13 protein-coding genes are annotated in these 12,351 nt (G+C 59.4%); all 13 read left to right on the forward strand.

Features of this window, described 5'->3' with window-relative positions:
* Positions 1–342, forward strand: a 342-nt coding sequence (locus ACIQ17_RS13360; RefSeq protein ID WP_398469313.1) for a (2Fe-2S)-binding protein, incomplete at its 5' end; no start/stop codon positions are given.
* A gap of 12 nt (positions 343–354) precedes the next feature.
* On the forward strand, positions 355–1,038 hold the full coding sequence (locus ACIQ17_RS13365) for an SRPBCC family protein (RefSeq protein WP_398469315.1): 684 nt from the start codon (positions 355–357) through the stop codon (positions 1,036–1,038).
* A 90-nt stretch (positions 1,039–1,128) separates the two neighbouring features.
* Positions 1,129–1,896 carry a coenzyme F420-0:L-glutamate ligase gene (cofE, locus tag ACIQ17_RS13370; protein WP_398469317.1) on the forward strand — a complete coding sequence of 256 codons (768 nt, stop codon included), beginning with the start codon at positions 1,129–1,131 and terminating at the stop codon, positions 1,894–1,896.
* Complete coding sequence (gene cofD / locus ACIQ17_RS13375; protein WP_398469319.1) at positions 1,893–2,888, forward strand: 2-phospho-L-lactate transferase; 996 nt, start codon at positions 1,893–1,895, stop codon at positions 2,886–2,888. Before cofE ends, cofD begins: the two co-directional genes overlap by 4 nt.
* Positions 2,861–3,646, forward strand: coding sequence for a 2-phospho-L-lactate guanylyltransferase (cofC, locus tag ACIQ17_RS13380; protein ID WP_398469321.1), 786 nt, complete (start codon positions 2,861–2,863; stop codon positions 3,644–3,646). Before cofD ends, cofC begins: the two co-directional genes overlap by 28 nt.
* Positions 3,647–4,194: 548 nt before the next feature.
* Positions 4,195–5,475 carry an ABC transporter substrate-binding protein gene (locus ACIQ17_RS13385; RefSeq protein ID WP_398469323.1) on the forward strand — a complete coding sequence of 427 codons (1,281 nt, stop codon included), beginning with the start codon at positions 4,195–4,197 and terminating at the stop codon, positions 5,473–5,475.
* A 42-nt stretch (positions 5,476–5,517) separates the two neighbouring features.
* Positions 5,518–6,411: an NAD(P)-dependent oxidoreductase gene (locus ACIQ17_RS13390; protein ID WP_398469325.1), complete on the forward strand. Its 894-nt coding sequence runs from the start codon at positions 5,518–5,520 to the stop codon at positions 6,409–6,411.
* Between the two features lie 53 nt (positions 6,412–6,464).
* Positions 6,465–7,292: an ABC transporter ATP-binding protein gene (locus tag ACIQ17_RS13395; protein ID WP_398469327.1), complete on the forward strand. Its 828-nt coding sequence runs from the start codon at positions 6,465–6,467 to the stop codon at positions 7,290–7,292.
* Positions 7,279–7,989: an ABC transporter ATP-binding protein gene (locus tag ACIQ17_RS13400; protein ID WP_398469329.1), complete on the forward strand. Its 711-nt coding sequence runs from the start codon at positions 7,279–7,281 to the stop codon at positions 7,987–7,989. Before ACIQ17_RS13395 ends, ACIQ17_RS13400 begins: the two co-directional genes overlap by 14 nt.
* 48 nt (positions 7,990–8,037) lie before the next feature.
* On the forward strand, positions 8,038–8,919 hold the full coding sequence (locus ACIQ17_RS13405) for a branched-chain amino acid ABC transporter permease (protein ID WP_398469331.1): 882 nt from the start codon (positions 8,038–8,040) through the stop codon (positions 8,917–8,919).
* On the forward strand, positions 8,916–9,944 hold the full coding sequence (locus tag ACIQ17_RS13410) for a branched-chain amino acid ABC transporter permease (RefSeq protein ID WP_398469333.1): 1,029 nt from the start codon (positions 8,916–8,918) through the stop codon (positions 9,942–9,944). The genes ACIQ17_RS13405 and ACIQ17_RS13410 overlap by 4 nt, the downstream gene beginning before the upstream one ends.
* Before the next feature lie 66 nt (positions 9,945–10,010).
* Positions 10,011–11,531, forward strand: a complete 1,521-nt coding sequence (locus ACIQ17_RS13415) for an aldehyde dehydrogenase family protein (protein WP_398469335.1) — start codon at positions 10,011–10,013, stop codon at positions 11,529–11,531.
* A gap of 85 nt (positions 11,532–11,616) precedes the next feature.
* Positions 11,617–12,351, forward strand: a complete 735-nt coding sequence (locus ACIQ17_RS13420) for a GntR family transcriptional regulator (RefSeq protein ID WP_398469337.1) — start codon at positions 11,617–11,619, stop codon at positions 12,349–12,351.

Consider the following 12,351-nt stretch of genomic DNA (forward strand, 5'->3'; position numbering starts at 1 on the left):
TGCGGCGCCTGCACGATCCATATCGACGGCGTCTCCGCACGTTCGTGCATCACGCTTGCGGCAGCCTGCGATGGCCGCGACATCCGCACCATCGAGGGATTTTCCGACAATGCGCAGATGGATGCCATCCGCGCCGAATTTTCCAAAGAACACGCCCTGCAATGCGGCTATTGCACGCCGGGCATGCTGATGACGTCGTTCGATCTGGTCACGCGATTTCCGGATCTCGACCCGGCCGATATCGCCCGTGAGATGTCCGGCAATCTGTGCCGTTGTACTGGCTATCAAGGCATCATACGTGCCGTCGAGAATATCTACGCGGCCAAGCGCGCGAAAGCGTAAGGAGATATTTCTATGCAGCTCGATCAATCCTTTAACGTCGCCCGCCCCATCGATGTGGTGTGGCGCGGTTTTGGCGATCTGCCCGCAACGGCGTCCTGCATCCCCGGTGCCGAGATCACGCAAGTCGAAGGCAATGAGAAAGCATCGGGCGTGTTCAAGATTCAACTCGGTCCGATCAAGGCTGCCTTTGCCGGCGATGCTGAAGTCACCCGGGACGACGCCACGCATTCGGGCACCATCAGTGGCGCCGGCAAGGATGGCAAGAACGCGACCCGCGTGAAGGCCGTGGTCAAGTATCAGCTGCACGCCGTTGATGCCGCTTCCACGCGCGTCGATCTGTCGGTCGATTACAATATTTCGGGTCCGCTCGCTCAGTTCAGCCGCGCCGGCATCGTCAAGGAAATTGCGGGAAGCATCACCAAGATCTTCGCCACCAATCTCGAAGCCATGCTGGCCGCCTCGGCTCCCGCTGCGGCACCGCCGGCGACCGTGACAGCCGCGGACCCAGCCTTGGCGGGACAGGAGCCAATTGCGTCTGCAACCGCCGCGCCGGCTTCGGCCGCACCGGCCTCAGCGGTTCAGCCGGCCCCGCAGCCGCGCCCGAGTGCCGAAGCGCAGTCGCTCAACCTGGGGTCGCTGGTCTGGACGCTGCTGTGGCAGAAGATCAAGGGCATCTTCTCGTCGCAGAAATCGTGATAGACGTCATCGCCCAAATATACTCGATGCGGCCCGGAGACTGATCAAACGGAATCCGGTCAGCCGGCGACCGGCAAGGGCAAGAACACGATGACGACGAGGATCACATACACCGCGCTTCCCGGATTGCCATTGGTGAGCCCCGGCGATGACTTGGTCGAAATGATTGTCGCTGGCGCGGGGCGCGCCGACGTGAAGGTGGCAGATGGGGACATCTTCGTCCTCGCGCAGAAAATCGTATCGAAAAGCGAGAACCGTTACGTCGATCTCGCGGACGTCACGCCGTCGGAACGCGCGCGCGAGCTTGCAATGACGGTCGGCAAGGATCCTCGCCATATCGAAGTGGTGCTGTCGGAGTCCAAAGATGTCCTGCGGACGCGCCAAAACGTGATCATTGTGGAGCATCGCCTGGGCTTCGTGATGGCCAATGCCGGCATCGACGAGTCCAATATCGCCCATGGCGACGGAGAGGCACGGGTTCTGTTGCTGCCGGTCGATCCCGATGCGAGCTGTGCGCGTCTGAAGGAAGGGCTCGATCGCGCATTCGGCTGCGAGGTCGGCGTTCTCATGAATGACAGTTTTGGGCGCCCGTGGCGCAATGGCGTCGTCGGTGTGGCCGTGGGCAGCGCGGGCATCCCGTCGCTTTACAACATGATCGGTGCGCCGGATCTGTTCGATCGCGCCATGCAGGTGACTGAGGTCGCCATTGCCGATGAACTGGCGGCCGCGGCCTCGCTTGTGATGGGGCAGGGCGACGAGGGACAACCGGTCGTGCATATCTCGGGCTTCAACAGCAAGGCCACCGTCAATCCTGTGGCGACGCTGGTTCGGCCGAAGGAGAAGGATATGTTCCGATGACCTCCACAACGTCGTTGGGCGAAGGCAAGCGTGTCGTGGCGATCTGCGGCGGCGTCGGCGGCGCGAAGCTCGCGCTCGGGCTTCAGGACGTCGTTGGCGAAGCGCTCGATGTCGCCGTCAATGTGGCCGACGATTTTTCGCATCTGGGTCTCGAGATCTCGCCGGACCTTGACACGGTGCTCTACACGCTGGGCGGCCTCAACGACGAGAAACGCGGCTGGGGGCGCGCCGATGAAACATGGAATTTCATGGCGGCGATGGCTCAAATCGGCGGAGAAACATGGTTCTCTCTTGGTGATCGCGACCTTGCGCTACACGTCGAGCGCAGCAAGCGGCGTGCTGCGGGCGAAACGCTGACGCAGTTTGCCCGGGACATTGCGCAGCGTTTCTCAATTCGCGCCAACATCCTGCCCGTCAGCGATGGCCGTATCCGCACGATGGTTGACACCAGCATCGGAGAGCTCGAATTCCAGCGCTACTTCGTCGAGCGGCGTTGCGAGCCCGAGGTCAAGGCCATTCGCTTCGATGTTGAGCAGGGACTGTCCATGACGCACGACGTCGCCAATGCGCTGTCGGCGAGCGATCTGGGCATGATCGTGGTTTGCCCGTCCAATCCTTATCTCAGCATCGATCCGATCCTGGCCGTGCCCGGAATGGCGGAGGCGATCCGGAGCGCTCGTGTCCCGGTCGTGGCGGTGTCGCCGATCATCGGTGGCCAGGCAGTCAAAGGGCCGACCCGGAAGATCATGATGGAACTCGGCATCCCGGTCAGCAATGTCGGAATAGCTCGGCACTACGGCGATTTGATCGACGGGCTGGTGATCGACGACAGCGACAGCGGGGAGGCGGATACTCTGCCGCTTGCCACATATGCCACTCCGACGCTCATGACGGACAAAGCGTCAAGATGCAGTCTTGCCGAGCACGTGCTGGCTTTTGGTGCGCATCTCGGGCGCGATTCGCGATGGCAATCCAGAATGGCCGCGCAATGAACGCGCCGCGCGACTGGTTGCTGGTGCCGGTCAAGGCATTCTCGCAGGCGAAGACGCGGCTCGCGCCCGTGCTGACCCCGGTGATGAGGGCGCTCCTGGCCACCGCCATGCTGGAAGATGTGCTTGCCGCCGCAACCGATGTTTGTGAGCTCTGTGATATCGCGATCGTCACCAATTCGCCGGACGTCGCGTGGTTTGTCGCGGGCCGCTGCACGACCGTCATCGATGATCGTGGGGCAATCGGAACGAATGCAGCGGTGACGATTGCGCTGGCTGAGCTCGCCGTTCGCGAGGCGCGCACGGTGGTTATTCTGCCAAGCGATATCCCGCTGATCAGAGGAAGGGACATCGCCGAACTTATCGCTGCCGCGAAGCGGTGCGGTGTCGCTCTTGCGCCGGCAACCTATGACAACGGCACTAACGGCTTCGCTTTAAAATCTCCGACATTGATCTCGCCTCATTTTGGTCCCAACAGTTTCACGCGCCACTTGGCAGCTGCATGCGCTGCCGGCATAAACTCAGCAAAGGTCACCAATTCTCGACTTGGTCTCGATCTCGATGATCCGCTTCGTCTCCGGGAATTCAGGTCAATGCAGAGCGACACGCAATCTGAGCGATTGTTGCTTCGCTTCGATACGCGAATCTGCGGCGAAGCTTTTGAGAATGGTGCATTAGCAAGCGGCTGTGCGAGAGATCTCCACGATCATGAACCCGAGATCGCACGCATGCTGGTCCGAGATTTAGACGCGGAATGCTAGCGTTAGCGCCAGTATAAAGTTAGGACACCGAAAGCGATTCATCTTCTCGGTCGACGATCAGAAATTATGGGGGACGGTGAGTTCCCGGCCCCCGGCATGTCTGTCGCGTGCCACATGCCGAAGCTTTGGTTGGGCAAGTATTTTGCCAATTCGATTTGATCCGAAATCGAGCCTGTATCGGACGAAGCCATGAGCGACTACAAATTCGTCCCGCTAACGCGCGCTAAGAGCTCGAAGGCGCGCAACGATGTCGATCGTGGGATTCTCAACCTTACTAAGGACGCGTGCGAGAGCTGTTAGGGTATCATTTATCGAGCCATGTCAGCTCGTGGCGCAAAGCGGGGCTAGAACAATCTCCACCAACATCTCACGAGTCAGCCTCAATCATCGACGGTGACGCGTTCAGCAAATCCTGAATCGACGTGAAATTGTCGCACGGCAGAATTCAGATAAGCTCCATAAATATATTTTTGACACTTGTTTAAATACAGACGGTGTGTAGTCTGATCTCAACTGGCCTTTGAGCCGGAGAAAAATGGGAGGATTTGATGACGATGACGTTTGGTCGTTCACGTGTAGCGGGCGCGTGCCTTCTGCCGGTGCTGCTGACAGCAGCGTCGCTCTCGACGACCGGGGCCGCGCGCGCTGACAGCGGCATTACCAATACGGAAGTCACTATCGGTATGTCGGCCGCGATGTCAGGCCCGAATGCGGGCTACGGCGCGATTGGGCGCAGCATGCAGGCTTGTGTCAGCTACCTCAATGAAGAAGCCGGCGGCGTCACTTTCGGCGATGGCGTGAAGCGGAAGGTCAAGCTGGAGCTGCTTGATGACGCTATGGAGCCCGCGCGGGCCCTGCAGAATGCTCGCAGGTTTGCCAGTCAGCTCAAGGTATTTGCGGTTGTCGGCAATGCCGGCACGGGCGCCAATCTCGGCACGCGCACCTACTACAATTCCGAAAAGCTGCCGCAGATGTTCATCGGTTCGGGCGGCCCAATGTTCGGCGACAAGAAGGAGGTCGCGAGCTATCCGTGGACTATGCCGGCCTGGCTTGCTTACAACACCGAGGCAGCCATGTATGCAGCGTTCATCAAGGAGAAGTTTCCGAACGCCAAGATCGCGCTGCTGAATGACGATAGCGGCGGTCCGTTTTTCTCCGAGGCGTTTCTTAAGTCGGCGAAAGAGCTCGGCTTGAACATCGTCGCGCATGAAGAGCATACCTATAGCGAGCCGACCATCAACGCGAAGATCAGCCGACTGGCCGATTCCGGCGCGGATGTTTTCGTCGATGCCACCACTCCGAAATTCGTGGTGCAGGCGATCAAGCAGGCTGCATCGATTGGCTGGAAGCCGAAGCATATCATCTGGGGCGTCGGATCGAGCATCGGCGGCGTGTTCGAGCCGGCCGGTATCGAGAATTCCAAGGGCGTCTATAGCGGCCAGTGGCTCAAGGATCAGTCCAATCCGGCTTACGCCAATGATGAAGACGTGAAGCTGTACGTCGCGAAGCTCAAGCAATATGGCAGCTCGCTGAATCCGGCTGACCAGAATGCGGCAGCCGGATGGTTCGTCTGCTTTGCAACAAAGTATCTGTTCGAGCAAATGAAACAGCCGACGCGTCAGGCCTTCATGGATGCTGCGCGTAACATGAAAAACGTCAAGTTCCCGCTTTTGCTCGATGGTATCAATCTCAATACCAACGGTGCCGAGGATGGATACCCGATCGAAGCGGTGCAAATTTCTCAGTTTGACGGCGTGAAGTTTGTCCCGGTCGGCGGTGTCATCAACTACGAAAACAAGACGCCGCCCTACGAACCGAAGTCTCGATAGTCAAAAACAAGAGAAGCGCGGAAAAGAACAAGGAAAACGTAAATGTTCAAGACTGTTGGATTCGTTGGCCTCGGCGCGATGGGCAGCCGCATGGTCAAGCATCTCAAGGGTGCTGCCGATATTCTCATCTATGACACCGATAGCGCACGTGCATCCGAGGCCGTCTCACATGTTGGCGGACGGGCCGTGCAGGATCTCTCGGAAATGGCGGGAGCGGACGCCGTCATCCTAATGCTACCGACCAGCGCGGTGGTCGATCAGGTTCTGCATGGTGGCAGTGGCAAAAAAGGCTTACTCGAACACCTGGTCAAAGGCGCAATGGTGATCGATATGAGTTCGTCGGCGCCGACCAACTCGGTGGCGAACGCAGAGACCGCGGCCAAGCTCGGCATCAGCTTCATCGACGCGCCGGTGTCTGGCGGCATCAAGGGAGCTGAGGCCGCTAGTCTCGCGATCATGGCCGGTGGATCGCAAGCCGAATATGATCGTGCGCTGCCTCTGCTGAAGAAGATGGGAGCAAACGTGTTCCTGGTCGGCAAGGTGGGGGCGGGCCATGCGGTCAAGGCGCTCAACAATCTGCTCGCCGCAACCACCTTCGTCGCTGCCAGTGAGGTATTCGCGGTCGGCGCGAAATTCGGTCTCGATCCTTCGACCATGCTCAAAGTCGTTAACGCATCGAGCGGCCAGAATTTCCAGACCACTCATGTCTGGGAGAAGGCGGTCATCGAACGGACATTCTCATTCGGCTTCGCGCTGGCGCTGATGGAGAAAGACGTACGGGTCGCGATGTCGCTCTTCGATGCCATGGGCTCCGATGCCCTGTTATCGCGCACCTCGGCCGGCATTTGGGCGAAGGCGCTCGCGTCCGCGACGCCAGGCTCTGACATGAGCATCGTCGCCAAACAGGCAGAAGAAGCACTCGGCTTGCCGCAGTGACATGTCGCTCACGCGGTGAGTGGCTTTGGACATGACATCGAGGGGACGATCCCATGGATGCTGCCTTGGCTCAATCGGCACCTGCAAGTCCGCAAGGACTTGCAGGTGATGCCAAGTTATCGGTCGAGAATCTGTTTCTGCGGTTTGGCGGCGTCGTCGCCATCAACAGGCTGACATTTCAGGTCCCACAGAATGTGATCTGCGGGCTGATCGGGCCGAATGGCGCCGGCAAGACCAGCCTGTTCAACTGTGTGAGCCGGCTCTACAACCCGACCGACGGGCGTATCATCTTCCAGGGTGAAGATATCACCCGATGCCGGTCGCAAGACATTGCGCAGAAGGGAATCGCGCGTACCTTTCAAAATCTGGCGCTGATGAAGTCGCTCACAGTCATCGAGAACGTGATGCTGGGCGCATATAATCACTGCCGGACGTCGCTGCTGCGCGCACCATTCGTGCCAGTGATGTTTCGCTCCGAGGAGGCCACGCAGCGACGTGACGCGATGGAGCTGCTTGAGCGGCTCCAACTCGACCGCGTCCATGATCAGCGTGTCGATAGTCTGCCATATCCAACGCTGAAGCGTGTCGAGCTAGCACGCGCCCTCGCGGCGCGTCCGACACTCTTGATGCTCGACGAGCCCGCCGGAGGCCTCGCGCATTCGGAAGTGGATGAGCTGTCGGACACGCTGGTTCGTGTCCGCGATGATTTCGGCCTCACGCTGCTGCTGGTCGAGCATCACATGGGCATGGTGATGAATATCTCGGACAATATCGTGGTGATGGACTTCGGCAACAAGATCGCTGAAGGCCGGCCTGCCGACGTGAAGTCGGATCCGCGTGTCATTCAAGCGTATCTGGGGAAACAGCGTGAGCGTTCTTGAGATCAAAGGCCTTAGTGCCGGCTACGGGCGTATCGCAGTCTTGCACAATATATCGCTTGCAGTGGAAGAGGGACATGTCGCCGTGTTGCTGGGCGCCAACGGTGCCGGCAAGACCACGACGCTCCGCGCCATCAGCGGCATGATCAAATATAGCGGGCAGGTCCTGCTGGACGGTAAGGACCTCAAGGGCCTTGGTCCAGATCAGATCGCCAGGCTCGGGGTTGCGCATGGCGTTCAGGGCCGTGGCACATTCGTCGACCTGACGGTCGAGGACAATCTGATGGTCGGTGCCTTTCGCCGCAAGGACAAGGTTCAGATCGCCGAAGATGTCGAGCGCATCTATCAGCTGTTCCCGCGTCTCGCCGAGCGCCGCAAGCAAAAGGCGGGCAGCCTGAGCGGCGGCGAGCAGCAGATGCTGGCGGTCGGGCGAGCGCTGATGCTGAAGCCGCGCGTCATGTTGCTCGACGAACCATCGCTCGGACTCGCGCCGGTCATCATCGACACGCTCTACGAGGCACTCCAGCAGATCAACCGAACCCTGGGGACGGCCATGTTGATCGTCGAGCAGAATGCAAATCTGGCGCTGGAGATCGCCAATGACGCCTATGTGCTGGAAACCGGCTCCATGGTGGTCACGGGCACAGCGGCGCAGGTTGCCGCAAATGACGCGGTGCGGGCGGCCTATCTCGGGCATTAGCCGCTAAGGCTCAGGATTTCGGATCACGACTGAACTGCGGGACGGATGATGTCTTACTTTTTGCAACAGCTGGTCAACGGGATTGGAGATGGCGCGATCTATGCGTCGCTCGGGCTTGCGTTGGTCCTGATCTATCGAACGACTAATATCGCGAATTTCGCCCAGGGCGAGATGGCGACATTCTCGGCCTATATCGCCTGGCAGCTGATCGATTGGGGCCTGCCATTTGGCGTCGCATTCCTGGTTGCCTTCATCGCGTCGATCATCATCGGCGCGCTGACCTACTATCTGATCGTTCGGCCCGTGCAGCATAAGGACGAGCTGACGATCATCATCGTGACGCTCGGCCTGTTCCTGGCCTTCAACAGTTTGAGCGGCTCGCTGTGGGGCTTCCTGCAGCTATCGATCCCCAGCGCATTCCCGGATCGAAACCTCGCTTTTGGATCAATGCGGCTGAATGTCGAATTGCTCGGAACGATCGCGGTTTTGATTGCAATCTCGGTCGGCATGTTCGTGCTGTTTCAACGTACTCGGATCGGCACAGCGCTGCGCGCCTCTGCGTCCAATGCGACATCGGCCATGCTGGTCGGTGTGCCGTTCACGGCGATGATGGCGCTGGGATGGGGACTTGCCGCTGGTCTTGGCGCAGTTTCCGGTCTTCTGGTGGCACCGAAACTGACACTCGATCCCAACATGATGGGTTCGATCATCATTTATGCATTCGCCGCGGCGGTGGTGGGCGGACTGACGAGCTACCGCGGCGCTGTCGTTGGTGGTGCGATCGTCGGCATCTCCCAGGCGCTGTCGATGGCGTATCTGCCTTGGCTCGGCTCGGATCTGCAGATCCTTCTGCCGCTCTTGCTGATCGTGGCGGTCCTGATTGCAAAGCCTGAAGGCCTGTTCGGCGGAACTGTAATGGTGCGGGTATGAACACGATTGAGATGTCGATTGACCAGCCGGTTCGATCCGCAAGCATGCCGGTCGGCAAGGTCGTGGTGGGGATCGCAATCATGGTGGCCTTGCTCGGCTTTCCGCTGATTGCGCCAGGATATCAGACCTTTCAGTTGACGGGCGTGATGACCTATGCGGTCGCTGCGCTGGGGCTCAATTTGATTACCGGCTATGTGGGGCAGGTCTCGCTCGGTCACAACGCGTTCTTCGCGCTTGGATCCTATACGGCGGTGCTCGCCAATCTTTATCTCGGCACTGGCAGTTTCATCTCGGTAATGCTCGCGGGCTTTGTCACCTTTGTCGCGGGCGTGTTGGCCGGCTATCCGGCCAAGCGATTGCGCGGGCTCTATCTCGCGCTCATCACACTGATCCTGGCGGTCTCCGTGGTGCCGATGATCAAGCAGTTCAAGGCCTACACCGGAGGAGCCGCGGGTCTTCTGGTCGACAAGCCGATGCCGCCAGCATGGTTCACGCTGGGGCAGGACACATGGATCTATTACATCGTCCTGGCGTTCACCATCGTGGCATTCTGGCTCATTCGCAATTTTGTCGGCGGAAGTGTCGGGCGCGCTTTGGCGGGCGTGCGTGAGGGCGATCTCGCGGCATCGTCGATGGGCGTCAATGTGAACAATCTCAAAGTTATCGTGTTCGGCATTGGCTCGATGCTGGCAGGGATCGGCGGTGCTTTGGCAACATTCACGATTGGTTTCATTGGACCGGACTCATTCACCATGATGCTGTCGATCGGCTTCCTGGCGGCGATCGTGGTTGGTGGCCTCGGTACGATCTGGGGCGCGCTGGTCGCGGGCCTGTTCCTGCAATATGTGCCGTCCTATGCGTCTGATCTCGGACAAGCCCTGGCCGGGGCGGTGTATGGCGGAATCCTGATCGTCTGCATGTTTTTGATGCCGAAGGGGATCGTTGGCTCATTGCTGCAATTTGCTCACCATCGACGTGAGGGCAAGCGGACGACGGCTGTCGGAACCGGTCGCGCCGCGCGATAGCTTTGGTGCGAAACGGAATGCAACGCGGTTGAACTTCAACGGCCGCATTCACTGGAGAAGAAAAAAATGACTGTGCAATTTCAGATGAGCCGCGCCTTCGAAGGCCCCGTCAGCGAAGCGGAGTCCTCCGTCCGTCTCGGGCCGGTCAGGCAATTGTTGAATGGCAATTGGGTCGACGCAGCTGATGGTCGCACCATCGCCGTCGAGTCCCCGGCAACGCGCAAGACCATTGGTCACACACCGCGTGCATCGGCCGAAGATGTCGAACGAGCCGTTGCCGCGGCCGAGAAAGCATTTCCGAGTTGGAAGAAGGTCGTGCCATCCCAGCGCGGCAAGGCGCTGCTGAAGATCGCCGATGAGCTCGAAGCGCGTCACGAAGAACTAGCGCGGATTATCGCGCATGAAACAGGCAATGCGCTGCGAACCCAGGCGCGGCCGGAAGCGCTGACCTGCGTCGAAGTGTTCCGCTATTTCGGTGGATTGGGAGGCGAGCTCAAGGGTGATACGCTGCCGCTTGGCGACGATATTCTGAGCTATACGCGCCGTGAACCGCTGGGCGTTGTCGGCGCTATTGTACCCTGGAATGCGCCGGCAACACTCTCGTCGATCAAGATCGCGCCTGCGGTCTGCGCCGGCAACACGCTGGTGTTGAAGCTCGCCGAAGATGCGCCATTTGCGGCATTGTTTATCTCGGAGATCTGCAACCGGTATCTGCCGCCGGGCGTGCTCAATGTGATCACTGGCCTCGGCACCGAATGCGGCGCGGCGCTGGTCAGCCATCCGCGGATCGCGAAAATGTCCTTCACCGGATCGACGGCGGTCGGCCGCAGCATTCTGGCGAATACAGCGGATCGCATCATTCCTGTGTCGCTGGAACTCGGCGGCAAGAGCCCGGCCATCGTCTGCGATGACGCGGATGAGGAATGGGCCGTGCAAGGCGTCGCGTCGGCGATGCGGTTTACCCGCCAGAGCCAATCCTGCACCGCCGGCTCGCGCCTATTCCTGCATCGCAAGATCTACGACAAGTTCCTCGATAGGCTTGTTGCGCTGATGGGCAGCTACAAGATCGGCAATCCCCTGGATGAAACGACCGACATGGGAAGCTTGATTAACGCCAAGCAGTTCAACCGCGTTTGCGGCTATATTGACGAAGGCTTGAAACACAAGGACGTAAAACTGATCACGGGCGGTTTGCCCCCTAAGGACGGTCCGCTCAGCGAAGGATACTTCACCGTGCCGACGCTGTTCGCCAGTACTTCGAACGACTGGCGACTGGCCAAGGAAGAAATCTTCGGACCGGTACTCGTTGCCATCCCTTGGGAAGACGAGGCCGAGGTGCTCAAGATGGCCAATGACAGTCACTATGGCCTTGCTGGCTACGTTTTCTCCCGAAATACATCGCGCGCCATCCGGATGGCTCACGAGATCGATTCCGGCTGGGTCCAGGTCAATCAGGGCAAGGGCCAGATCATGGGGCAACCTTATGGCGGCTTCAAGCAGAGTGGTATCGGCAAGGAAATGTCGCTGGGCTCGATGCTGGAAGGCTTCTCGCGGTCGAAGACCGTGACGGTCAATCTCACGCTCTAGACTAAGCGTCAGGGCTTCACAACGTAAGGGAGTTGCATTACGTCCGGGGGCCGGAAACAGGATTGGCTTAGCAGGTGTTCGGCCTATGCCGGATGTCTGCTGGCTGTTCCGTGTATCCTGTTTAAGCCGGCAACGGCGTAACTTCCAACAAGTGATCGACATGAAGGCTAGTGATCACATTTACCGTGTCGTCGAGTCCCAGATCAGCCAGCGCGAGCTGCTGCCGGGAGATCCCGTCGATGAAGAAATTCTGATGGCCCAGTTCGGGGTCTCGCGAACACCCGTGCGCGAAGCCATTTTGCGTTTGAAAGCCGAAGGCCTTGTTTCAAGCATTTCCCGCGGCGGTGCCATCGTCTCCAAGATGGACTTTGCGCAACTCCTGGCGGTCTGGGAGCTGCTCGCCGAGCTGGAGGGACTTTCGGCGCGCTATGCCTGCGAGCGCATGACCAAGCAGCAGCGTCAGGCTTTGGCTGACGCGCATCACGCTGCGCAAGACGTCGTGGTACGCAACGATGCCGTCGGCTGGCAGCAGGCGAATATGGCCTTCCACGAAGTGCTCTATGAGGGATCTCGCAACCCCTATCTGCGTCAGGAAATCCTGCGTATGCGCGTTCGTACCAGCGCCTATCGCAGTCATTCATTCGATGCGATGGGCTTCATTACGCAGGCCAATGACTATCACGGACGCATCGTGCAGGCGATTTTGGACAACGACGCGCAAACAGCAGCCAAGCTTGCCACGGCGCATCTGACGCCGGGTGAAGGCGCCCCCGCGGTGATGGACATCATGCATCAGCTTCCCAAAGGCCTGCTCGCGTAG

The organism is Tardiphaga sp., assembly GCF_044340795.1.
Taxonomy (GTDB): Bacteria; Pseudomonadota; Alphaproteobacteria; order Rhizobiales; family Xanthobacteraceae; genus Tardiphaga.